Annotated in this window: 20 protein-coding genes; 9 read left to right on the top strand and 11 right to left on the bottom strand. The window is 60.1% G+C overall.

The features are described from left to right. Positions 1-3: 3 nt before the first annotated feature. On the bottom strand, positions 4-480 hold the full coding sequence (locus ACE1BR_RS16655; protein WP_374872203.1) for a hypothetical protein: 477 nt from the start codon (positions 478-480) through the stop codon (positions 4-6). A gap of 471 nt (positions 481-951) precedes the next feature. Between ACE1BR_RS16655 and ACE1BR_RS16660 the strand changes: the two genes are divergently transcribed. After that, positions 952-2,424 (top strand): C69 family dipeptidase, encoded by a 1,473-nt coding sequence (locus tag ACE1BR_RS16660; RefSeq protein WP_374872205.1) that lies wholly within the window; start codon positions 952-954, stop codon positions 2,422-2,424. 61 nt (positions 2,425-2,485) lie between these two features. On the opposite strand, the gene ACE1BR_RS16665 is transcribed toward ACE1BR_RS16660, so the two are convergent. The 3 genes from ACE1BR_RS16665 to ACE1BR_RS16675 are packed head-to-tail and all read right to left on the bottom strand — an operon-like array spanning position 2,486 to position 4,087. Beyond that, a complete protein-coding gene (locus tag ACE1BR_RS16665; RefSeq protein ID WP_374872207.1) occupies positions 2,486-3,232 on the bottom strand; it encodes an SDR family oxidoreductase in 747 nt (248 codons plus the stop codon). A gap of 56 nt (positions 3,233-3,288) precedes the next feature. Then, positions 3,289-3,534: a DUF3624 family protein gene (locus ACE1BR_RS16670; RefSeq protein ID WP_374872209.1), complete on the bottom strand. Its 246-nt coding sequence runs from the start codon at positions 3,532-3,534 to the stop codon at positions 3,289-3,291. A 31-nt stretch (positions 3,535-3,565) separates the two neighbouring features. Further along, positions 3,566-4,087: a GNAT family N-acetyltransferase gene (locus ACE1BR_RS16675; protein ID WP_374872211.1), complete on the bottom strand. Its 522-nt coding sequence runs from the start codon at positions 4,085-4,087 to the stop codon at positions 3,566-3,568. A 186-nt stretch (positions 4,088-4,273) separates the two neighbouring features. On the opposite strand from ACE1BR_RS16675, the gene ACE1BR_RS16680 reads away from it, so the two are divergent. Continuing rightward, positions 4,274-5,713 (top strand): RimK family protein, encoded by a 1,440-nt coding sequence (locus ACE1BR_RS16680; RefSeq protein ID WP_374872213.1) that lies wholly within the window; start codon positions 4,274-4,276, stop codon positions 5,711-5,713. An 83-nt stretch (positions 5,714-5,796) separates the two neighbouring features. Here the strand turns inward: ACE1BR_RS16680 and ACE1BR_RS16685 are convergent, their stop codons facing one another. The 3 genes from ACE1BR_RS16685 to ACE1BR_RS16695 form a co-directional block, all read right to left on the bottom strand. After that, positions 5,797-7,425 (bottom strand): alpha-amylase family glycosyl hydrolase, encoded by a 1,629-nt coding sequence (locus tag ACE1BR_RS16685; protein ID WP_374872215.1) that lies wholly within the window; start codon positions 7,423-7,425, stop codon positions 5,797-5,799. Between the two features lie 109 nt (positions 7,426-7,534). Further along, on the bottom strand, positions 7,535-9,502 hold the full coding sequence (locus ACE1BR_RS16690) for a TonB-dependent copper receptor (protein WP_374872218.1): 1,968 nt from the start codon (positions 9,500-9,502) through the stop codon (positions 7,535-7,537). Between the two features lie 232 nt (positions 9,503-9,734). Beyond that, positions 9,735-9,992: a DUF2442 domain-containing protein gene (locus ACE1BR_RS16695; protein WP_374872220.1), complete on the bottom strand. Its 258-nt coding sequence runs from the start codon at positions 9,990-9,992 to the stop codon at positions 9,735-9,737. 260 nt (positions 9,993-10,252) lie between these two features. Here ACE1BR_RS16695 and ACE1BR_RS16700 point away from each other — a divergent pair, with 260 nt between their 5' ends. After that, the gene (locus tag ACE1BR_RS16700; protein WP_374872222.1) at positions 10,253-12,220 is read left to right on the top strand and encodes an LTA synthase family protein; all 1,968 of its coding nucleotides are present in this window, start codon (positions 10,253-10,255) and stop codon (positions 12,218-12,220) included. A 103-nt stretch (positions 12,221-12,323) separates the two neighbouring features. On the opposite strand, the gene ACE1BR_RS16705 is transcribed toward ACE1BR_RS16700, so the two are convergent. After that, positions 12,324-12,794, bottom strand: coding sequence for an Lrp/AsnC family transcriptional regulator (locus tag ACE1BR_RS16705; RefSeq protein WP_111807690.1), 471 nt, complete (start codon positions 12,792-12,794; stop codon positions 12,324-12,326). Between the two features lie 143 nt (positions 12,795-12,937). Between ACE1BR_RS16705 and ACE1BR_RS16710 the strand changes: the two genes are divergently transcribed. Further along, positions 12,938-13,456 (top strand): protein tyrosine phosphatase, encoded by a 519-nt coding sequence (locus ACE1BR_RS16710; RefSeq protein ID WP_374872224.1) that lies wholly within the window; start codon positions 12,938-12,940, stop codon positions 13,454-13,456. Position 13,457: 1 nt separating this feature from the next. Here ACE1BR_RS16710 and metA read toward each other — a convergent pair whose 3' ends face one another. Continuing rightward, the gene (gene metA, locus ACE1BR_RS16715; protein WP_374872226.1) at positions 13,458-14,405 is read right to left on the bottom strand and encodes a homoserine O-succinyltransferase; all 948 of its coding nucleotides are present in this window, start codon (positions 14,403-14,405) and stop codon (positions 13,458-13,460) included. Positions 14,406-14,549: 144 nt separating this feature from the next. Here metA and ACE1BR_RS16720 point away from each other — a divergent pair, with 144 nt between their 5' ends. The 4 genes from ACE1BR_RS16720 to yidA all read left to right on the top strand — a co-directional run bounded on the left by ACE1BR_RS16720 (position 14,550) and on the right by yidA (position 19,851). Beyond that, positions 14,550-15,788 (top strand): HD-GYP domain-containing protein, encoded by a 1,239-nt coding sequence (locus ACE1BR_RS16720; protein ID WP_374872228.1) that lies wholly within the window; start codon positions 14,550-14,552, stop codon positions 15,786-15,788. 53 nt (positions 15,789-15,841) lie between these two features. Further along, positions 15,842-16,993: a CinA family nicotinamide mononucleotide deamidase-related protein gene (locus tag ACE1BR_RS16725; protein WP_374872230.1), complete on the top strand. Its 1,152-nt coding sequence runs from the start codon at positions 15,842-15,844 to the stop codon at positions 16,991-16,993. Between the two features lie 266 nt (positions 16,994-17,259). Beyond that, positions 17,260-18,927 (top strand): DUF342 domain-containing protein, encoded by a 1,668-nt coding sequence (locus ACE1BR_RS16730; RefSeq protein ID WP_374872232.1) that lies wholly within the window; start codon positions 17,260-17,262, stop codon positions 18,925-18,927. Between the two features lie 114 nt (positions 18,928-19,041). Continuing rightward, the gene (gene yidA, locus ACE1BR_RS16735; RefSeq protein WP_374872234.1) at positions 19,042-19,851 is read left to right on the top strand and encodes a sugar-phosphatase; all 810 of its coding nucleotides are present in this window, start codon (positions 19,042-19,044) and stop codon (positions 19,849-19,851) included. A 93-nt stretch (positions 19,852-19,944) separates the two neighbouring features. Here yidA and ACE1BR_RS16740 read toward each other — a convergent pair whose 3' ends face one another. Both ACE1BR_RS16740 and tmaR read right to left on the bottom strand, forming a co-directional pair. Next, a complete protein-coding gene (locus ACE1BR_RS16740) occupies positions 19,945-23,028 on the bottom strand; it encodes a transglycosylase domain-containing protein (RefSeq protein ID WP_374872236.1) in 3,084 nt (1,027 codons plus the stop codon). 209 nt (positions 23,029-23,237) lie between these two features. After that, positions 23,238-23,555 (bottom strand): PTS system regulator TmaR, encoded by a 318-nt coding sequence (tmaR, locus tag ACE1BR_RS16745; protein WP_127006015.1) that lies wholly within the window; start codon positions 23,553-23,555, stop codon positions 23,238-23,240. Between the two features lie 149 nt (positions 23,556-23,704). On the opposite strand from tmaR, the gene ACE1BR_RS16750 reads away from it, so the two are divergent. Further along, positions 23,705-23,965, top strand: a 261-nt coding sequence (locus ACE1BR_RS16750) for a hypothetical protein (RefSeq protein ID WP_374872238.1), incomplete at its 3' end; no start/stop codon positions are given.

A 23,965-nucleotide genomic window follows, 5' to 3' on the forward strand; every position in this document is an offset into this window, starting at 1 on the left:
ATGTCAGGCCAAGGCCGTTTTGCTCTTGTCGAGCTGCCCGCTATTCCCGGTTTTACTGTCACTCTTGCCGGTCAAACGATCCATCGCCTCTTTCAGCATCGCCTCTTTCTGCTCGTTGAGCGGCTTGCTCTGCTCCGCCCGCTCTTCCGGCGTCAGCTTCTTGTTGTCGGCGATAGTCTTGAGCTTGTCCTCTATCTCGTTGAACTTCTTGCGATCGAAGCCCAGCGCCTTGTCCACCAGTTGCTGCACCACGCCCCCCTTGTCAGAGCTCATGTCCAGTGCGGGCGGCAACTTGCTGTTCTTGGCCAGATGTTCATAGGTCAACACCTGTTGGGCCTGACTGGTCATGCGCTGGGAAGAGAGGTTGACCATCTCTTCCCAACCACCGCCCTGGCCACCACCGGCACTGTTGAGGGTGGTGAGGGCTCGGTTGTGTGAAGCGATCTGGGCAAGCTGCTTGCTGTACGGTTTGATATCCATTGGGGCTCCAATTCAGTACGCATATCTGGCAATACGCACTAGCTGATCCGGTCACATGGGGCGTTAGGCCCCACCATTATCAATTAAACCAGCAAGTTACAGGCCAACTTGTCAGATGATGCGGGATCCCGCGCTCTGGCGGCTCTCACCGCGTATCCAGCGCCAGGGGTGTCAGAATAATGACTCATCTGCTGCCGATTCATGTTGCTTTGGCACATTTCGCCGTCCGCTTGCCAACGCGCCAGAGAAGAGTCAGGAACAACAGCTTGATCACAAAACAAACAACCACTCAGTAATACAATTTTGGCGCACATCACAACCAGCCAGCCGTGTCATGGATGATCTGTTCGTAAAACTAATAATAGGCAGACCAATCTGCCACGCTCACTCCGCTGCCACCTCGGAGCTGCAGCCCCCTGCACCTCATCCCGCCGCCTGACTATCACTCACCGCAACCCTTCGGGTACGCCTATGAAAAAACATACTCTGAGTCTTCTCTCCGCCACCCTGCTCACTCTGCTTGGCACCAGTGCCGACGCCTGTACCGGCCTTATCGTCGGCAAGGGGGCCAGCGCCGACGGCAGCGTGATGATTGCCAGAAACGAGGACTTTGGCGTCAACAACTGGAACAAGTATCTGGCCTTCCGGCCCGCACAGCAGAACGAGGGCAAAATCTGGAAACTGGGCAATGGGCTGGAAGTGCCGATGCCCAAAGCGTTTTTCGCCTACTCCGCCATCCACGACTGGGATGCCACAGCCAGCGACCCGGCGGGCAAATTGTTTGAGCAGCGCGGCATCAACGAGTTCAACGTCGCCATCTCGGCCACCACCAGTGCCGAGGTCAACGACAAGGCCCAAAAAGCCGATCCACTGATCGAGAAGGGGGTCATCGAGGCCATCATCCCGACCCTGATCCTGCCGCAGGCCAAGACGGCCAAAGAGGGGGTCGCACTGCTCGGCCGTTATGTGGAGCAATATGGTGCCGGGGAGGGCAACAGCCTCTATCTGGCGGATGTGAACGAGGCCTGGCTGATGGAGATTGGCTCCGGCCACCACTGGATCGCGGTGCGGGTGCCGGACGACAGCTACGCCATGGTGGCCAACGGCCTGCGCATCCACGGCGTCAATCTCGACAGCGCCGATGTGCTGCACTCGCCCAAGCTGCTGGAGTTTGTACGCGAACATAAACTGCTGGATAACGCCGATCCGAAGGATTTCAACTTCGCCAAGGCGTTCGGGGTGATTGCCGACCCCTACAACGTGGATCGGGAGTGGCTCGGCCAGAAAATGCTGACCGCCAGCCACCCACAGCCGACCCGGCAGGCGCAATATCCGCTGTTTATGAAGCCGGATGCTCCCATCGCCGTGCCGGACGTGGCCAAACTGCTGAGCGCCACCTATGAAGGTACGCCGCTCGCGGGCAAGGCGGAGCGGCCGATCCGCATCGATCGCCAGCTGGAATCCCACGTTATCCAGCTGCGCAAGGAGATGCCCAAAGAGCTGCAGGGGCTCATCTGGCAAAGCTACGGTGTGCTGGCCGAATCGGTGATGGTGCCGCTCTACAACACGCTGGAGTCCTATCCCCTGCCCTATCGCACCGGCAGCGACAGCTACTCCGATGATTCCGCCTACTGGCAGTTCCGCAGCCTGACCGCACTGGCCAACACCGATCCGGACAAATACCTGCCGCTGCTGCGAAACGTCTGGAGCAAGGAGAGCACCAAGCTTTACAAGGAGGTCGCGCTGCTCGATAAGAGCCTCAAGCAGGCCTACGCCAACGACAAGGCCACCACCATCGGGCTGGCCGCCGACTACTCCTATGGCCAGTTGGAGAAGACCTACCAGATGGCCAAAGATCTGCGCTACAAGCTGATGACGGATCTAACCAAGAGCAGCGAGAAGAAGTACTCGGAGGAGGAGTTCAAGAAGATCATGAGCCTGTAATCGGCTCACCAACGCAAAGAGGCTCCCTTGGGAGCCTCTTTCATTTCGTCAAATGCAGCAATCAGCGACGGCTGATATTGAGCGGGCCGAAGGTCTGAGCCACCGGCATGATCTCGATACTGTTGATGTTGACGTGGGCCGGCTGCTGGCTGATCCAGAGCACGGTATTGGCAATATCTTCCGGCTGGATCGCCTCCACCCCCTGATAGACGGTGGCCGCCTTGGCGTCGTCACCGTGGAAGCGCACGTTGGAGAACTCGGTGCCACCGCACAGGCCCGGCTCCACGTTGGTGACGCGGATGGCGGTGCCCGCCAGATCGGCACGCAAGTTGAGGCTGAACTGCTTCACGAACGCCTTGGTGGCGCCGTAGACGTTGCCGCCCGGATAGGGGTAGGTACCGGCGATGGAGCCGATGTTGATGACGTGACCGCGATTGCGCGCCACCATGCCCGGCAGCAGCAGGCGGGTGAGCAGGGTCAGACCGCTGATGTTGGTGGCGATCATCTGCTCCCAATCTTCCAGATCCGCCTTGTGGGCTGGCTCCAGCCCCAGCGCCAGCCCGGCGTTGTTGACCAGCAGATCCACCTCACTCCATGCGACTGGCAGACCGGCGAGGGCGGCGCGGGTGGCCGCTTTGTCCTGCACATCGAACACCAGCGGCAGGAACTGCTCGCCCAGCTCGTCAGCCAGGGCGGCTAACCGCTCGGCGCGGCGGCCGGTGCCGATCACCTTGTAGCCCGCCTGCACCAGTTGGCGGCTGATGGATTCACCAAAACCGGACGAGGCGCCCGTTACCATTGCTATCATCTGAACCTCCATATCTACACCGATATTGTTATTTATCTGTTTGAATCTATTCAGATTCATTCATCGCTCAATTCACGTCCGGTCGCCTTGCGCCAGACAAATACCACCAGATGGAGCAGCAACAGGCCCGAACCACCCAGCGCAAACAGCAGGCCGGTGAGGGCATTGACCGAGGTGTCGGCGCCACACCACCACCAGACCAGCCAGCCGACCAGGCCGATGGCAAAGGTCTGGCCAGCGCAGACCGGGCAGCGTCCCAGCTTGGCCTTGATGGCGGTGGCAAGGCAGTTGTCGCAACTCATCCTGATCCTCCAATCTGCGCGTTCAACACAGTCAGCTTGCCTGCGAAGATTGCTTGCGAGCCTGAGTGCGAGCCCGTCTGCGCCGCTCACGCTCCTCGTCGCTCACCAGCGGCAGCACCAGCCGGTGGGCGTGCTGGTGGCGGCCATAGTAGTCCGCCAGCCGCTGCTGGGAACGAAATCCCAAGCCCTGATAGAGGGCCAGCGCCTCTTCATTGGCGTCCCCCACTTCGAGGCGAATCGCCCCCCAGCCAGCAGCCTTGCCCTCGCGGATCACCTGCTCCAGCAGGCGGCGGGCCCAGCCCAGACGGCGCACCGTCCAGCGGACAGCTAGTGCCTGAATGACCAGCCGATCCCAGCCTCTGTGCTCCAGCAGGCAGAGATAGCCCATCAGTTGATGCTTCTCATCCAGCAGCAACAGGGTGCGCCCTTTGGCGTGGGCCAGCAGATAGTGCCAGCGGCTGCGGCCAAAGGCGACCTCCGGGGGAAAACAGTAACGTTCCAGATTAACGATGGCGCCCAGATCATCGGTTCGGGCCTCACGTACGGTCAACACGGGGAGTCCTTGTTCGGTTATTTATCTTCAGCACCAAAAATGCGACTTGTATCACAAGTTACCAAGGCAGAATATTAGGCACTGTAACCTCTTGTTTCCCCTCGCGCCATTGTCGTGCTTGTCGGTGCATCGAAGCCCACTGGGGATCCTGCCTGTTCAGGCAGTCTGATCTGTGGAGCCGAAAATATGAGTACCTATGTCATCGTCGAAGAGCCGGGCGACTGGCCTTGCCATGCCGATTATCTGCTGACCGCCCGCACCTACCTGCAACACGGGGTGCCCACCACCGGCGGCCGCCCCCGCATCATCAACCTCTGCCGCAATCTGGAGCACCTGAGCGCAGGCTACTACTGCTCGCTGCTGGCGCAGGCCCGCGGCCACCACTGCCTGCCGGGTCTGCAGGCCATCAGCCAGCTGCAACCCCAGCAGCCGCCAGCCAAGCTATGGCGCAAGCTGCAGGGGTGGCTGGCTCAGCAGAGCGAAGACCGAATCCGGGTGCGCGCCATCTTCGGCCAGTGCGAACAGAGCGAGCTGGCGGGGCTGGCCCGCTACTACTACGGCCTGAGCCAGCTGCCGCTGCAGGAGCTGACCCTCAAGCGCGGCCGCCATGGCTGGTCGGTACGCCAGCAACAGAGCCTGTCACCGCTGGAGCTGAGCCAAAGCGAAAAGGCACTGATGCAGCACCACGCCCAGGCGCTGGTGGGCAGCGGTGACGAGGAGCAGGCCGCGCCGCTCTATCAGCTCGCCATTCTGGTCGACCCCAACGACGGACGCGCCAGCAGCGATGGGCTGGCGCTGGAACGCTTTATCCGGGCTGCCGCCGCGCAGGGGATCCGGGCCGAGATCCTCCCCCCCTCCGCGATCGAGCGGCTGCCGGAGTTCGACACCCTCTGGCTGCGCGCCGAAACGGCGGTCGGTCACTACACCTTCGAATTTGCCCGCCGCGCCGAGCAGCTCCAGATGCCGGTGATCGATAGCTCCCGTGCCATCCTCGCCTGCAGCAACAAGCTCTATCTCTACGAGCTGATGGTGCGCAGCGGCGTGCCCATGCCGCCCACCATGGTGGTGACCCGCCGCGGCCGCCACCATGTGGAGGAGCTGGTGCAGCGACTCGGTTTGCCGCTGATGGTGAAGGTGCCCGACGGCGCGCAGGGGCGGGATCTCGCCATGGCCAGCGACGAGCAGCAGCTGGCCCGCCTCTTGGATGAGGGGTTGGCCCGCTCAGCCCTGCTGCTGGTGCAGAGCCGGATCCCCGCCGAGTTCGACTGGCGCATCGGTTTTCTCGATGGCTCGCCGCTGTTTGCCTGCCGCCGCTACCGGCCGGAGCCGGGCAACCGCATCCGCCGCCGCAAGCACCCGCTCGACATGAGCCGGATCGAAGCGTTGCCGCTCAACGAGGTGCCGGAGCGGGTACTGCAGACCGCCCGTCGCGCAGTGCATCAGCTCGGCAACGGCCTGTTCGGGGTTGATTTGCGCCAGCAGGGACGTGACTGCGTGCTGCTGGAGATAGTCGATAACCCCTGGATCCGCGGCAACATTGAGGACAAAGAGGCGCTGGATCTCTACGAGCGGCTGGCCCGCGCCTTCCGCCAGCGGCTGGAGAACCGGGGTCAGATAACCTCGTAGGCCGCCATGACCTCATAGCCCGCAATGACAGAGAGGGCCTCGCGATGGGGCCCTCTCTCTTGTCACAACTTGCTGCAGCTGACTTATTGCAGACGCAGGAAACGCCCGCTCAAGGGGGGAACCTCTACCGTCACGCTGCTGCCACCGATGGCCAGACTCTCGCCGCTCTGCAGATCCACCAGCGCTGTGCCGCTGCGCAGTTTGCCGACCGGCAGTGCGTAGCTCAGGGGCGTGCTTGAAACGTTGAGCAGGTAGACAATCTGCTCCGTAGCCGTCTGCTTGATGTCGCCATAGAGGCTGCCATCCGCCACCAGCTTGACCCGTTCCCCCTGATAGAGAGCGGGGTGGGCAGCACGCAGGGCCAGCAGCTGGCTGAGCCATTGCTTGAGTTCTGCCTGTTCGCTACCCGGCACAAAGCCGGTGACACCCGGCACCTTGCCGTCGCTGCGGGCCACATGGTCGTCGCACAGTCCCAGCGCCGCGCAGTCACCGCCGACCTTGGCGGCAAAGCCCGGCACCTCGTCGCCAAACTCTTCGCCGTAATAGAAGGTGATAGGACCGGAGCGGGCAGCGAGGAAGCTGAAGGCCGCCTTGTGGCGCTGCCAGTACTCCGCCGGATTGAAATGGCCGCGCTCCAGCAGATCACCGAAACGAACCAGATCGTGGTTGCCCAGCATCAGATTCGGCATGGCGTGATTCGGGTAGTTCTCCACCCTGTTCCAGCTGGCATCGAGCACGCTGGCCCCCTGTCCGCCCTTGCCAGACTCCTCCAGCGCCAGCGCCTGCACCAGACCGTAGCGCAGCGGGAAGTCGAACGCCGAGGAGAGCGCCGGATTGTCGCTCGGCCCGTACGCCTCGGCACGGATCTCGTCGGCACTCTTCCATACCTCGCCCACCATGTAGCCGAGGGTACCCCACTGCTGGCTGGCGGCCTTGCGCGCAGCGCTGGCCCGCTCCACCTCGCTGCGAATGGCGCGCCACTCATCAAGACCGAGCTGATAAGACTGATCGAGACGCCAACCGTCGATGCCGTACTGCTCGACCCAGTAGCGGGCCACTTCCTTGAAGTAGGCGAGGCTCTGGGGCTGGCTGTAATCCACCAGCTGACCCGGATAACCGGCACCGCCGCTCTTGAGGGCGGGCAGCAACCCGGCGGGTGAAGGCTTGCTCACCCCCACCTTGTTGACGTGGCCAAACACCCCGTCGAGGAAGACGTAGAGGCCGCGCTGGTGCGCACCATCCACCAGCTGTTTGAGCTTGGCATTGCTGCCAAAGTTGGGATCGACGTTGAAGTAGTCGCAGGCGAAGTAGCCGGTAGCATCCAGCTTGTCGTCCCCCCCCTGCCCCGCGCAGGAGTCAAATACCGGGGTGAGCCAGATGGCGTTGACGTTGAGGCTCTTGATGTGGTCGAGGCTGTCGATGATCCCCTGCAGATCGCCATTGTGGCGGGAGGGGCCATAGCCGACGCCGTAGTTGGCGCTGCCGTCACCATCGGCGAAGGACTCCACCATTACCTGATAGATGCGCAGATTGCAGGCGGGCTGGTCATCGCCATAACAGGCGCGACTCGCCGTCGTCGCGGGGGGATGAGTGACCGGCGGATTGACGCCGGGGGGAGTACTCTCTCCACCCGCACTTCCACTGCCGCCGCAGGCGGCGAGTAACAGGGCGGCCCCGATGAGGCCGCCATAACGCAACGTTCCCTGTTTCATTGTTATGTTCCCGCTGTGAGCACAAGTGTCTGAATGCACCTGCTTTTCGCCATGATAGCGAGCGCTCGCAGAGGGGTCTGTGACTGAAAACGTTACCCGCTCATCTTGCTCAGAGCACACCGTCGGAGGCAAAGCTGTAGTTGACCGAGAGCCAGTAGGCACGACCCGGCTCGGGAATGCGGCCGCTCTGCTCATAGCCCAACCCGGCCTGACTGCTGTGTACCGACTTGGAGAGGTGCTCGTAGTAGAAGGTGTCGAACAGGTTGTCCACCCCGGCCGAGAGCTGCCACCCCTTGGCAAACTGCCAGGCGCCGCTCAGGTTCATGGTGAAAAAGCCCGGAGTCTCCCCCTGATCCTGACCGGCGACCGTACCGGAGCCGACGTCCACCCGATCCTGCGCGGCCACGGCGCGCCCCAGCAGGGTGAAGCTCAGCGCTTCGTCCGGCTGCCAGCCCAACGCCAGCTTGCCATCGAGGGGTGGCATCTGCGCCAGCGGCTTGTTGTCGCTCTGGTTTTCGCCATAGACCACCGCCAGACCACCATCGAGACGCCACTGCTCGGCAAACTGCCAGCGCCCCTCCAGTTCACCGCCCCGGGTCTGGGCATCGATGTTGCGCACCTGATACGACTTGCTGTTGTAGAGCAGGTAGTCCTTGATGTTGGCGCTAAAGAGAGAAAGGGTCAGATCCAGCTCGCGGCTGCGCAAAGCCAGCCCCGCATCCCACTGGCGGCTGCGCTCCGGGTTGAGGGTGAACGGGGTGCTGTCCTTGCTGCGCTCCCAGTAGTCCGGCGCCCGCTCTGCCTGTCCCCACGCCAGATAGCTGGACCAGCGGGGCGACCACTGATACTCGTAGCGACCAAAACCGCTGTCGAGGTGCTCGGTCTCGCTGTAGAGGGTCTGATCCCCCGCGCCGTAACGGGTGGTCTCGACCCTGTCTTGCCGGTAACCGCCCTTGTAGCTATGGGCCCCCTGCTGACGACCCAGCTCGGCAAAACCTCCCTGCTGCTCAAAGCGCAGGGTGCGCTGGCGCTCCTTGGTGGCATAGTCGACCCCACTCCGGCTGCGGTGCTGATCCCGGTTGCTGTCGAGCCCGGCGGTCAGCAGCCAGTCGGCTGGCAAGGCGATGTCGTTGGCCCAGCGCCCGCCGGTGTTGCGACGATCCGGGTTGGAGAGCATCTTCATGCCGCTGTTTGGTCGCAGGCTGAAGTTGTCCATGATGTGGTCGATGTAGTTGTCCCACAGGGTCAGCTCGCTGCGCTGCCAATGAGTGGTGATCTGCTCCTGCTTGAGCTTGAGACCGAAGGACTCGCGGTCAAACATGGGGCCATCCATGGTGCGGTCCGCATAGGCGGCGCGGGCATTGCTGCGCTCGGCGGTCAGTTCCAGCCAAGTGTGCTCCCCCGGCGTCCAGCCCAACTGGGCGGTGCCGTTCTCGCGGCGATAGAAGGAACGCACCTTGTCACCGTGGCCGTCGCGATAATCATCGCTGTCAGAGTGGGTGAACTGGCCGCGCAGATAGCCAGCGGTCGAGCCTGCCGTCATATCCACCATCTGGTCATCGCGGCCAAAGCTGCCGTAAAGGGCCGAAGCATCAGCCTTGATACCCGGTGCGGTGAATTCGGGTCTGTCCCGCTCGAACAGCACAGTGCCCGCCAGGGTAGCCCCCTGTTCGAGGGATTGCGGCCCCTTGAGCACCCGGATCCGGTCAAAGGATTGGGGGAAGATGTAAGCGGTAGGCGGATCCATGCGGCCGCCGCAGCCGCCAGCCAGCATACCGCCATCCATCTGCACGTTGAGGCGGGACATCCCCATCCCTCGCAGCACGGGGTCGCCGCCCAGCCCCCCCTTGCGCACCATGCTCATGCCGGTGACGTTTTTGAGGTAACCGGCGCCATCGGCAGCAGGCATGGGGGAGCCGGGCTTCTTGGGATCGAGCGTCACCTCCAGGGTGCTGGCAGGGCGACTCGCCACCACTACCATGGGATCCAGCTGTCGAACCTGTTCCTGACCGGCGGCGCCGTGGCAGGCGAGCCCGCCAACCAGCAGGGCGAGGGGTGTGCGCATATGACAAGCCATACATTTTCCTTATGTATTTGTTTTTTGTTCTTTCTCAAACCTTTCAGCTAGGGAAAGGTTTACCTTCAGGCCGCAAAAAAGGCCTGCGGCGCGAAAGCGGCAAGCCTCTGTCAGATGAAGCGAAGGCAGGTTGAGAAAATGTTGCGCAGGTTTTACCCAAGTTAATTAGGAAAGGCAAATGAGCAAACATTCCAGTTACAGCAATCTGGCGTTAGCTCACAAAATCAGGGGGTTAACTGAAGGCTTCCCGCTCATCAATGGGGGAGATCAGGTGATAGACCTCGTGGGCGGAGAGTGTGCAGCCAGCGGGCCATGCCAGCTGGTGATGACGATTGATGAAGACCCGGGCGCAGTGGCGCTCGCTCTCCAGTTTTGCAAATAGCGGCTGACTGCGCCAAGAGGTCAGATCCAGTACCCCGGTGGTGCCATCCGATAACACCACAAACAGGCGCCATCCCTGCAAATACTCCACATCGATAAAGACCGGCATCCCTCGGCTCCGATTGAAATAATTCGCGGCCATTATAGATGGCCATCTCGCCCCCATACACGCCACGGCTCACATTTCGTCCAGCAGGTTATGCTGTGTGCAACAGATGATTATCCTCACACTTTTGCATAACGGCCGCAAGAAAGGGGCTTTTAATTGCATAAAACAGGCAACCTTCTCGTACTCTGCCTGTCATACCACCATAACAAATCGGAAAAACGTCTGTGGACAGACGTTTACAGGCTCAATCAGGAATAAACATGACAGCTCTAAAACAGCGATTAGGCCCCTTTTGGCCCTTTGCCATCTTCTGTACCCTCGCTCTTTGCTCCCTCACTTTGAGCCGGATAGCCCTCGGCCTCTGGCAACTGGAACGGGTCGATGCGGTGGCTGGCTGGCAGGAGATGCTGCTGCAAGGGATCCGGGTCGATTTTGCCACCCTCTGCTGGCTCTGGGGCGTCCCCGCCATGTTCACCCTGCTGCTGGCAGGGCCCCACGCCATCGGTCGGGGCTGGCTGCAGCTGATGCGTGTCTGGCTGACTATCGGGCTCTGGCTGATGCTATTTCTCGAAATCTCCACTCCCTCGTTTGTCACCGAATATGGCGTGCGCCCCAATCGCCTCTATGTCGAGTACCTCATCTATCCGAAAGAGGTGCTCTCCATGCTGTGGGCTGGCCGCAAGGGGGAACTGCTGCTGGCGGTGGTGTTCAGTGGCGCCGTGCTGGCCGGTGGCTGGTGGCTGAGTGGTCGCCTGATGCGTGGCCTCAGTTTTCCACGCTGGTACTGGCGGCCAGCGTTCGCCCTGCTCATTCTGGCGATCGGTTTTCTCGGTGCCCGCTCCAGCCTGGGTCACCGCGCCCTCAACCCGGCCATGGTCGCCTTTGCCGAGGATCCGCTGGTCAACGCCCTGACCGTCAACTCCTCTTACTCACTCTTCTTTGCCATCAAGCAGATGGGCAATGAGGAAGATGCCAGCCAGGTTTACGGCAAGATGGCTGATGATAAGGTGCTCGCCATCATGCGCCAGGAGAGTGGCCGTCCGGCCAGTGACTTCAACTCTGACCGGCTGCCCAGCCAGACCTTTAATCAGGCCACCACTACGCAGGACAAACCGAAGAACCTGGTGATCCTGCTGCAGGAGAGCCTGGGCGCCCAGTTCGTCGGCTCCCTCGGCGGTCTGCCGCTCACCCCCAATATCGACGCGCTGTCGCAACAGGGCTGGGCATTCGAGCAGCTCTATGCCACCGGCACCCGCTCGGTACGCGGTATTGAGGCGGTGCTGACCGGCTTCACGCCGACCCCGGCGCAGGCCGTCGTCAAGCTCGGCAAGAGCCAGACCAACTTCTTCACCATTGCCGATCTGCTCAAGCAGCACGGCTACAGCACCAGCTTTATTTATGGCGGCGAGAGTCACTTCGACAACATGCGCAGCTTCTTCCTCGGCAATGGCTTCACCACCATCGTCGAGCAGAAGGATTTCGACAATCCGGTGTTCAAGGGATCCTGGGGGGCGTCCGATGAAGATCTGATGGCCAAGGCCGACGAGACTTTCAGGGCGCTGCACAAGGAGGGTAAACCCTTCTTCAGTCTGGTATTCAGCTCCAGCAACCACGATCCGTTCGAGTTCCCTGACAATCGAATCGAACTCTTCGAGCAGCCCAAGCAAACCCGCAACAACGCGGCCAAGTATGCGGATTACGCCATCGGCGAGTTCTTCAAGAAGGCGAAACAGTCGGATTACTGGAAGGATACTCTGTTCCTGGTCATCGCCGATCACGACAGCCGGGTCGGTGGCGCCAGCCTGGTGCCCATTCCCCGCTTCCATATCCCCGGGGTCATAGTGGGTGAGGGTATAACGCCGAAGAAGGATCCGCGCATCGTCAGCCAGATCGACATGGCGCCTACCTTGCTCTCCCTGATGGGGATCAGCGCCGACTATCCCATGCTCGGCCAAGATCTCACCCGCATGCCCGCCGACTGGCCGGGGCGCGCCATCATGCAGTACGACAAGAACTTCGCGCTAATGCGCGGCAAAGATGTGGTAATCCTGCAACCCGAGCGGGCAGCGGAAGGCTATGTCTACGATGATGCCAGCGAAAAGCTGACCCCGGCTGCACAACCGGACGAGCTGAAAGAGAGTGCGCTCGGATTGGTGCTCTGGGGCAGCATGGCCTATCAGAAAGGGTTGTATCAGACGGCAAAGGATGAGCGCACCGCCGCCAACTGAGCCACCCATGCCCGATGGCGCTGATGCTGACCCGATAGCCGAAAAGAAAAAACCGCCAATCGGCGGTTTTTTCTCTCTGCTCACCCGGCCGACTCACTGGCCATTATGACTGGGTAAAACAGGGCAGGGAGCGACTGAACTTGTGCTCGAACACCAGCGAGGTTTCGAGGTGCACCACCTCTTCGCGGGAGGTGAAGTGGTCAAAGACGAAGTTGCGCAGGTGCTCGGTATCGGAGACACACAGGTGCACCAGAAAATCATCCTTGCCCCCCATGTGGAACAGACTGATCACTTCGGGCAGCGCCAGAATGGCATCGCGGAAGGCATCGATGATCTGACGGCTGTGGCGGGCCAGTTGCAGGGAGACCATGGCCTGAATGTGACCACCGAGGGCCTGATAATCCACTTCGCAGTGTGCCCCCTTGAGCACCCCATCCTGCTGCAGCTTGCGCACCCGCTCCAGACAGGTAGAAGGGGCAACCCCCACCAGCGCGGCCAGATCCTTGTTGGTCATGCCCGCATCCCGAAACAGATGGGCCAGGATATCCAAATCCAGTTGATCCAGGTTTCTCATCTTAACTCCTTGAACCGCTCAATTTTTTAGACTCTGCCCGTAAAACGGGGCAAACACAACGGCCATTGACATCGCCCCCTGCCACCCTATGCTTGGCGCCATTCGCAGGGCTTTGCCAACCCGCAACAACTCGAGGATCTGTCATGCACCCGTTTCACCCTTTCTGGAGCCTGGAAGTTCCTCGTGTCGATGGCCAGTTGTTGCTGACCCCCTGCCCCGGCACCCAGCAGGTGCCGCTGACCCTGGCGCTCGATCAGCTCAAGCTGGCCGGAGCCCACGGAGTCATCACCCTGATGACCAGCACCGAACTGGCAAGATTTGAATTGGCGCACCTCGGCCAAGAGGTCGAGCACGAAGGGATGCGCTGGTTTCACCTGCCCATAGAGGATGACAAAGCCCCTGATGCGGCCTTCGAGCGGGCCTGGCAGCAAGCATTACCACAACTGATCTGCCTGCTGCACGATGGCAAACATCTGGCCATTCACTGCAAGGGGGGAAGTGGCCGTACCGGGCTGATGGCCGCGACACTGCTGCTCTCTTTCGGCCAGCCCCTCGACGAGGTCATAACCACCATCAAAGCCCGCAGACCAAAGGCATTCACACTCGCCGTGCACCGCCAGTGGCTCGATACGCTGGCCGACCGGCTGGAGGACAACGACTGAACTACTTGCCGCTCTGGTCGTAGGTAAAGACCCTACCGATATCCTCCACCTTGTAGCTGGTGAGCTGGTAGACATAGTAGTTGAGCCAGTTGGCAAACAGCAGGTGGCCATGGCTGCGCCAGCTGGCGCGCGGGGTCTGGCTCGGGTCATTGTTCGGGTAGTAGTTGACCGGGATGGCCGGCTCGATCCCAGCCGCCAGATCTCGCTGATACTCCCCATCCAGCGTCAGGACATCGTACTCGGGATGACCGGTGACGAAGACCTGACGACAATCCTTGGTCGCCGCCAGATAGACGCCCGCCTCTGCTGACTCGGCGAATATTTGCAGATCGGTGTGAGCCCGGATCAGATCGCCATCGAATGCCGCATAACGGGAGTGGGGCGCGACGAACTCATCATCAAAACCACGCAGCAGCGGCTCGTGCTCGTCGAGGCGATGGTGGTGATAGACACCGGAGAGCTTCTCGCCACGGGTCTGCTTCTCCATGCCATAGAGCGCCTTCAGCGCCGCCTGCACCGCCCAGCAGAGAAAGAGGGTGGAGGTCACATGCTGATGGGACCACTCGATGATCTCGACGATGCGCGGCCAATAGACCACTTCCTCGAACTCCACCAGCCCGAGCGGCGCCCCGGTGATGATCATGCCGTCGTAGTTGTTGCCACGCACCTGTTCGAAGTCGTGATAGAAGTTCTCCAGATGCGCCTGCGGCGTGTTCTTCGACTCCCGATCGTCGATGCGTAGCAGATCGACATCTACCTGCAGCGGCGAGTTGGAGAGCATCCGCATCAGCTGGATCTCGGTCTCAATCTTCTTGGGCATCAGGTTGAGGATCAACACTCGCAGCGGGCGAATGTTCTGAGTGACGGCCCTGGATTCCGTCATCACGAAGATGTTCTCCTGCCCCAGCACTTCGGCGGCGGGTAACTGATCCGGGATCTTGATCGGCATGCTTACTCCCTGTACTGCATCGGTAAATATGTCTGGACATCTAGAAGCCTATAATAAAGCTCCCGCTCTGTCATCAGATACCTTTTGTATTCACCCTCACCTTTGACTAGCATACGGCTCAGTATCTTCCCTGCTTCCAAGATAATGACCGGTATCAAGATTTCCGTAGATCGGCTGCAAGTCGGCAATTATGTATCCCTGCCACTGGGGTGGCGCGAACACCCGTTCCTGTTTTCCAGCTTCAAGATCAAGAGTGAAGAGGAGATTGAGCTGATCCGTCGACTCGGCTTGAAACTGGTCACCATCATCCCCGACAAGAGCGATTCCCCGCCCAAACCCCTCAGTCAGGTGCAGCCCCAGCCGCAAGAGACGGCGGATGCCGCTCAGCGCCAGGCAGAGATGCAGCAGGAGAAAGAGCGCCGCATCGAGCAGCTCCAGCAGTATCGCCGCGAGCTGCAGCAGTGCGAGAAACAGTTCCAGCAGTCGCTGGCACAGGTGCGCAGCGTGATGAGCAAGATCCAGTCTCGCCCCCTCAATGCCATCGGTGAGGCGCAGGAGCTGATCAACGCCATGACCGAGCAGCTGCTCTCGGTGGATGAGATGGTGCTCCATCTGGTCTCCGACGGCGAGGATGGCAACAACCTCTATTTCCACTCCCTCAACGTCAGCGTGCTCAGCATGCTGCTCGCCAAGGAGTGCTGCATGACGGCCGACGAGATCCGTCAGATCGGCATGGGTGCCCTGTTCCACGACATCGGCAAGCTGAAAATCCCGAGCCAGATCCTGCGCAAGACCGAGCCGCTGACCAAACCCGAACAGAACCTGATGGCCCAGCACCCGCGCTATGGCCTCGACCTGCTCAACTTGGCCAAAGATTTCCCGGCCGAGGCGAAGGGCATAGTGCTGCACCATCATGAATATCTGGATGGCAGCGGACCGGAGGGGCTCAAGAAGGGGCAGCTCGATCCGCTCACCCAGATTGTGTCGTTGATCAACGAGTACGATAACCTCTGCCACATGCAGGCCAAAGTGCCCTACTCCGCCCTGAGCGGCCTCTACAAGCAGCGCAAGGCCCAGTTCAATCCGGAGTACCTCAGCATGCTGATCCGGCTGATGGGGATCTACCCCCCCGGCAGCGTGGTGCAGCTCTCCAACGGTCAGGTCGGGCTGGTGATGTCGGTCAACGCCTCGCGCCTGCTCTACCCCTCGGTGCTGGTCTACGATCCGCGTATCCCGCGTCAGGAGGCGGCCATCATCGACCTGCAGCAGGCGGATCTCTCCATCGCCAAGGTGATCCACCCCAAACGGCTGCCACCCGCCGTGTTCGAGTATCTCAACCCGCGCACCCGGATCAGCTACTACTTCGAGCACAACAAACCCTGATTGCCCTGGCCCCAGGCCAAGGTTTGTCACCCTTTTCATCCAAGGAGCCCGCCATGCGTATCGAGATCATCAGTACCGGAGACGAGATAGTGACGGGTCTGGTGGTCGATACCAACGCGGCCTGGCTCAGCGCCCTGCTGCTGGAGCAGGGCTGGCAGGTGCGCCGTCGCCTGACGGTGGGGGACAACCTCACCGATCTGAAAACCGTGCTGCAGGAGAGTGCCAGCCGCGCCGATGTGGTGCTGGTGTGCGGCGGGCTCGGCCCCACTGCCGACGATCTCACTGCCCAGGCAGCGGCCGAGGCATTCAACCAACCATTGACCCTCTTCCCCGACTGGCTCGCCACCATCACCGCCCGCTACGCCAGCCGCGGTCGTGTCATGGCGCAGAGCAACGCCAAGCAGGCCTGGCTGCCGCAGGGGTGCGAGCTCCTCGATAACCCGGTCGGCACCGCCTGCGGCTTTGTCGTGCGAAGTGGCCAGAGCCAACTCTTCTTCACCCCGGGCGTCCCGTTCGAATTCAAACAGATGGTGCGCGAGCAGATTATGCCGCGCCTCAAGGCACTGGCGGGCACACAGACCGACACCGAGCTGCGCCGTTTCTACACCTTCGGCGTCTCGGAGTCGGCCCTCAGCGACATGCTGGATGCAGCCCCCTGGCCCACTGGCATCGAGCTGGGTTATCGCTCCGCCATGCCGCTCATCGAGCTGAAACTGATCGGCCATGGCGCCCGCCAGGCAGACATGGATGCCGCTGAAGTGAGGCTGCTCGCGGCCATCCAGCCCTGGCTGGTTGGCCGGGGGGATCAGGAACCGGCGCAGCAGATCCTCACGCTGCTGCAAGACAGGCCGCTGACCCTGCTGGAGGGGGAGAGTGGCGGCGCTCTGCTGGCATTTTGCTACGGCTATCCCCAGCTGGCCGCTCGCTTCAACCCGGATCTTGCGGACGAGCTGGCAAGAGTTCCGGCTACCGACGTGGGTTTGCAACTGACCATTGGACGGGAGGGCAAGGAGGGGACACCGCTGTTGCTCTGTGCAGATGGCCTACAGATCGGCCAAACGGTGAGAGTCAGCCATCCCGATCCGGAGAGCCGTCGCAAGATCCTCGCCTTTGCCGCGATCGACATGTTACGTCGTTTTCAGCAAGCGCTGCCGGTACTTGGCGACTACCAGACCCTGACCAGAACCGCCCAACGATACTCATAGTGAGTTGTCCTGCCAGTGCCACCAATCACATGGAATCCGGCCCTCCTGCGGGCTGACGGTGTTTGCCGACTCACTGCTGAATGGCGCCATCATTATTTATTCCGCCCCCATCACCCATTTGGCCTCAATCCGTTGACCATTCAGCAGAAATATCCAGATACTGCCCACTCTCGGGGCCAGCAATTCGCTTTATCCATCATTGAGAGATTAAATGACAGTAGGGAGGCGAACCGATCGCCCCTCCCCCAACCCGGCAAGGAGATGCAGTGTTAAGCAAAGAGTGGCTGCTGCTATCTAGCGATATGGATCTGGTTTGCCTGCGCATTGCCGCCGGTCTCACCAAACCTGTCACGGAACAGGATATTCAAGCCCTGCTGCTCGCTTCCAACTGCCGCCGCTATCAACCGCTGGCGGAAGGGTTCAAGCAAGCCATCATCCTGCTCAACATGCTGCAAGCCAACCCCGCCGCCTCCGTCCCTACCACCCCCATCCCCATCGCCAAACGACAAGATGCCAGAGTCATCATAGTGGTGGAGAAGGATCGGATGAGTGCCTGCGCCCAGATCACTGCCGACTGGGGCGGTAAATATATCTCCCTCGAGCAGTTGCAAGAGGCCATCTCCCTCAGCGAAATCAAACAGGGGGTTACCGATCACCTGCTTGCCACCGCCATTCAGTCAGCCAAAGAGGCAGCACCCGGCAGCTTGCTCAAGCTGGTTATTGCTCGCGGTCAGCCCGCGGTCAACGGTCAGGATACCCGCTATGAGCGGCTGGTGGAGACCCCCGCCGAACGGATCCTCAAGCCTCAGGAGCTGGATCATGATCGGGTCGACTTGCGGGATCTCGGCTCCATCGTCACCGTCAAGGCAGGTGCCCAGCTGATGCGCCGCCACCCCGCCACCCAAGGAATTCCCGGCTTTACCGTAACTGGGCAGGAGCTGCCCGCCAAGCATGGCAAAGACAGCCCGATGAGTGCCGGAGAAGGCACTTTCTTCTCCCCCGATGACCCCGACCTGCTGATTGCCAGCCGTGCTGGGCTGCCCTGCCAGGAAAAATCAGGCATGAAGGTAGACGAGGTGCTCAGCGTCAAACGGGTAGATGCACGCCATGGTCACATCACCTTTGAAGGGGGCTTGATCGTCAATGACGACGTCAATCCGGGCATGAGGATCTCGGTCAGCGGCGATATTGTCATCGGCGGCTTTATCGAAGGGGGCTGGATTGAGGCAGGCGGCACCATCACGGTACGCCATGGCATCATTGGCCGACGCAACGAACAGGGCGAATATCTCTGCCAGCTCAATGCCCAGGGCGAGATCCATGCCAGCTACGCCCAGTATGCCCAGCTGGAGGCGGGTGGGGACATCCAGATCCAGAGCCAGCTCAGCCACTGCTATAGCCGCAGCGGACAGGACATCAAGGTAGGAGACAGCGGGATGCGCAAGGGCAACCTGCTGGGAGGGGTCACTATTGCCAACCGCCTCATCATCTCGCCGGTGCTGGGAGCGTCAGCAGGCAATCGAACCCGGCTGCAGATCCTTGGCGGCTATTTCACTCACAAGGAGCAGGAGCATCAGCTCAAACAGCAGCAACAGGCCTGTCAGGAACAGCTGGAGAAAATCAAGGAGCTGGTGATGCGACTGGTACAACTGCCCAGTGACAAGCGCAACCCGGATACCCTGCGCAAGCTGAAGCCCATCCGCGAGCGCCACCAACTCGAGCTGCGCCACCTGGAGGAACAGCTGGCTGCCAACCATGAAGAGCTGCAGAAACTGATGGCCGAAATGGATATCATCGCCACCCAGCACCTCTTCCCCGGTGTCGAGGTGGAGATGGCCCACCACCATAACCGGGTCGATATCGAGCATGGCCCCATCCACTTCTGTATCCGCGAAGATCAACTGCTGATGAATCCCTATGAAGGACACAAATAAGTCAATCTGCCCCCATCCTTCTCCGCTCTGGCCGTGATCCAGCCGCTGATTTTCGCTACACTCGCCTCTTCCTTGGCCCCACCGGGCGGGCCACCCAGACTCAGGTAGTGAGAGATGTACAAGCTGATCGCATTGGATATGGATGGCACCCTGCTCAACCCGCAGGGCCAGATTACTCCCCGCACCCACGCCGCCATCACGGCCGCACGCGCCAAAGGGGTTACAGTGGTGCTGGCCTCCGGTCGCCCATTGGAAGGGATGAGCCGTTATCTGGCAGAGCTCGGCCTCACCACCGAGCATGATTACGTCATCTGCTACAACGGTGCTCTGGTGCAGCAAGTTGCCGATCAGCACATCATTCGCAGCCAACTGCTGACTGGTGCCGACGCCAGCGCCGTAGCCAAGCTGGCCAACGAGCTGGAGGTCAACGTGCACGGCTTCTCGGTCACCCGTGGCCTGATCAGTCCCCGCGTCAGTACCTACACCGAGCACGAATCCCGCCTGATTGGCATGCCGATCAAGCTGATCGACTTTGCGACCCTGCCTGCCGATGAACAGATCATGAAGGTGATGATGATCGACGAGCCGCCCCAGCTCTCCCGCGCCATCGAGCGGCTACCTGCAGCGCTCTATGAGCGCTATACCGTGGTACAAAGCGCCCCCTTCTTCCTCGAATTCATGCACAAACAGAGCAACAAGGGCACCGGCGTGGCCGCGCTGGCCGAACATCTGGGTCTGGATGCCTCCCAGGTAATCACCGTCGGGGATGCAGGCAACGATCGCCATATGATCGAATATGCAGGACTTGGCGTGGCCATGGGCAACGCCACCGACGAGATCAAGGCGCTGGCCCAGCACACCACGGCCCGCAACGATGAAGATGGCGTGGCTCAGGTAATTGAGCAGTTCATTCTGAACGACTGACCATCAGTGCGTTAGAGTCGAACTGACGGACGGCAATAATGAAACGGGGAGGCATACCAGCCTCCCCGTCTGTTAGCTACAGACCCATACATATCACTGGGTCGCCAGACACTGGGTATGAGCCCCCGGTTGCAGATAAGGTATCAGCAGCGGAGCCATCCCCTTGAGCACTTGTACCGGCAGCGCCGAGGTAAAACGGAACGTGTCTGACTGACTGCCCGGCACATAAGCGGTCAGTGTGCCGAAGTGATCATCCCCCAGATAGAAGACAAACGTCGCCGTACGGTTGCGGGCCAGCGAGCTGGTCACGTTGCCATAGCGGCCAACTGTCTCGAGCCGGTTATCCCCCGTCCCTGTCTTGCCCCCCATCTGCAGCACAGTGCCATCCGGCAGGGCGAACGCACCGGCAATGCGCCTTGCCGTGCCCCCTTCCACCACCTTGGATAGCGCATTGCGCAGAGCAGTCGCGACCTCTGCGGGCAGCACCCGCGTGCCTTCCGTATGAGTTGGCTCGAACTCGGTCTCAAACGGCGTATCCTTGGCGAACGAGAGGTGCTCGATCCTTAACGTCGGCGCCCGAATGCCTCCGTTCTGGATAATTCCCATCAGCTCTGCCAATGCTGCCGGACGGTCACCTGAACTCCCCAGTGCGGTCGCCAGCGACGGCACCAGATGATCGAACGGATAACCCAGCCGTGCCCAACGCTGGTGAATATCGAGGAAAGCCTCGACCTCCAGCATGGTGCGAATACGGCTATCACGAGCACTGCGATGACGGGTCTTGAACAGCCAGCTGTAAACCTCCTGGCGTTCGTCACGGCTGGCAGCAACGGCATCGGCAAAGGTCGCTTTGTCGAACTGCTTGAGATAGGAGAGCAGCCACAGCTCCAGCGGGTGCACCCGTGCAATGTAGCCCTGATCCGGCAGGGAATACTTGCCCGGGCCATAGCTGACGTACAGCTGGTTGATCCGGGTGCTGCTCAATTTTTCCCGTGGCAACCGTTCAGCCAGGAACACGGCAAAGGTTGCCTCATCAGCATCAGGCATCAGATAGCGGTGAACGGCAGCCAGACGCACAGCGCTCGGCTTCAGGCCATCAAGAAAGGTATCAAGCTGCTCCTCGGCCGTCTTGCCGTGATACTTGCGCCAGAAACGCAGCAGATAGGTTTGCCCCTCTTTGTCGGCAAACTTGGCCAGATACTCCTGACGACGAGGATCCTTGTCATCCTTGAGCAGTTGGGCGCGATTGCCTTCCTTGTAGAGGCTGTAACGCACGATATCGCGCAACAGGCGAACAAACGGGAGGTTGATGGACTCGCGCAGTGCATCGCGGATGGCAGGGATCCGGCCATTATCCTCTCTACGGAAGTTGTTGAAGGTGTGCATACCGCCACCGGTAAAGAACCCCTCGCTGGGGCTGGCGGAGTACTGGCGATCCAGCGCAGCCTCCAGCATGACCGGCAAGCTCTTGTCCTGCGCTGTCATCAGATAGGAGATGGCCCAGCGGCTGAGGTTGTCCTGCGACGTATCAACCAGTTTGCGCAAGCTCGCAGCCGGCATGTCGGCATAACTGTCATGCAGCTCCGCCACGATCTCCAGATAGGTGGTCAGCACCCGCAATTTGGCGGTCGAACCGAGCTCCAGTTTGGATCCTTCGTTGATATCGAACGGCTGATCGGTGTTGTCAGTCTGTACCCGTACCTTGAATCCCTCCGGCGACTTCTCGAACAGGGTAAAGCTATAGCGCACATCACCGGTCTTCTCGGGAGAGAGCAGCCGATCACCAAACAGGCCAACCTGAGCGGCAAACGCCGGATCGGCCAACTGTTGCAAATAATGGGAGATCTCGTTTTGCAACGGCATGTTGAGGCTGGTATCTGCAGTCAAATCCATCCGGTCGAGGTCATAGAGTTGCACTCCGAGCTGACGGCTCAGGCGAGTACGGGCAACTTGCAGCCCCTTGTTGTTGTTCACCCGGGTAATGGCTGGCGATTGCAGGAAATCACGGAACGTGATCTTGGCTTTGAGAGCCGCCTCCATCAGCGGCGGAGAGATCATCCCCTCCTGCACAAACAGGCGCAGATAACTGTCGGTCAGCGTTGCCAGTGCCCCGCGGCCCTGTGCCAGATAGTAGGAGGGACGACGGTGAGCGATCATCAGCGAGACCACCTGGCGTAGCGCCAGTCCCTGCTCAGCCAGTGGCGCATTCTGGTTGCGGGCCGGATCCAGCAGACGATTCACATCATCGACATTGGCACCAAACCAGACCCATAGCCCATCACCGAGACCATGCACCTCACCATATCCGGGAGCTGCAGAGAGCGGGACCGAGTTGAGATAAGCCCAGGCGACCAGCTTGCGCGCTTCCAGTGTTTTAGGCCCGAGACGATATGCTCGCACACTGGCAGAGGCCATCTGGCGGATCTTCTCGGTCGGCGACAGGGTCAGACCATCCGGCGAGTGGCGATACTTCTCCACCTGAGTCGCCAGGGTACTGCCACCGGCAGATTGATCCTGCATATCCAGCGCCTTGCCCACCTGAGAGAGCGCCGCTTTGGCAAAACGGGGCCAATCGACAGCCGGGTTCGCCAAAGGCTCCTCGTTGCTCAGCAGATCACGGTTCTCGATAAAGAGCAGCGACTGGATGATGAGCGGTGGAATAGAGGCAAAGTCCGGATAGTGATGAGTCGGATACTTGAACTGATAGAAAGGTTCAGCACGGCAATCATGAAGCGTTAACCCGGCCTGCACCTTCTCGGTATAAGGCACGAAGAAGCCACGCTTGGCATAGTCATAGAGCGCATCGGAGAAATGCACCTGCTGGCTGACTTCATAGCCCCGTTGCAGCAAACGCTCCTGCATCATCGGCAATTGCACATAGCCAAGCCGCTTGTCGAACGGGCCATCCTCGGGAAAGGCGATCTGCTTGCTCTGGCCAGACTCCACCTGATAGGTAAGCTTGGCGGCATAGCGCGAGATCTCACGGGATTGCAGCTTAGAGGTTTTCATCTCATAGCCAACCAGTGTGATCACCGCCCCGAGACACGCCAAGAATAGGAAGCAGAACAACCAGCGCCACCAGGGACGGCGTTTGCGCTTCGGGTGCCCGTCCGTGGTCTGGGCAGATGAATCTTGAGATGCCACTTGTGTCAAATCCGTCTGTTCTGATGCGCCCATATCAGCCCCACCATGGTTGCGCAATTTATTGTGTCTTGCTCAAGCTTAGTCTTTTCAAGTCAATGGCTTGAAACTATTGACTGCTTTGTAGTCATGGTAACAGGGCAATTCTAAAAAGGGGAGCCGATTGTTGCAGAAGGAGAAGAGATCCGAGCTGATAACAAAACACCGGCCAGTGGCCGGTGCATCTTACCCAAAAAGAGTAAGCCTTACTTGTGAGAGCTCATGCCCTTCAGTTTGGTACTCAGATCTTTACGCTCTTTAGAGAGCTCTGCGTTCTTGATGATGTGATCATCAACCCGCTCCTCATAGTCGGCACGCATGTTGGCAATGATCGCCTGTACGTCGTCAATGCTCATACCCGGCTTGATGTAATCGCTCAGGTTATCGAGCAGCAGTACACGCTTCTGGTTGTCACGGATCTTCTTCTCGTTATCCGCGATTTCACGCTTGAGTTTGTTCTGGCGACGGGACATACGCACATATTCCAATACATCGCTGAAGGTGGACTTGTTTACTTGTTCCATATCGATACCACTGACTTAAGGTTGATAAAAACTGGCCAAGTTACACCTGAATCCCGGCAAATTCAGAGCGGGACAGGCAAACTCAAGATGCCCTTACTCTACCGAGTTATAAGCGAGATACAACCCTAATCACACGCAGTGAGCAGAGTTTGGCCAACATTAAACCAGCACAAATGGTTATGAATGACGCAAAAATAACGGTGATTACACACCATAAGAAGGGAATAACATGCCTGCCAGCGCCCTTCCCCCTGGCAAAAGCAACTATTGGGGTCTCCAATAGGCTGAAAACCCCAAAGCCCGGTTCTATGACCGGGCTTTGGGGTTTGTTCTGGTGTGCAACTCTGTGGGCTAATGGGCAAATCGCCCATAGCAAAAAGGCCTTCCCAGTCAGGAAGGCCTTTCAAATT

Source organism: Aeromonas sp. MdU4 (genome assembly GCF_041929505.1).
Lineage (GTDB): Bacteria > Pseudomonadota > Gammaproteobacteria > Enterobacterales > Aeromonadaceae > Aeromonas.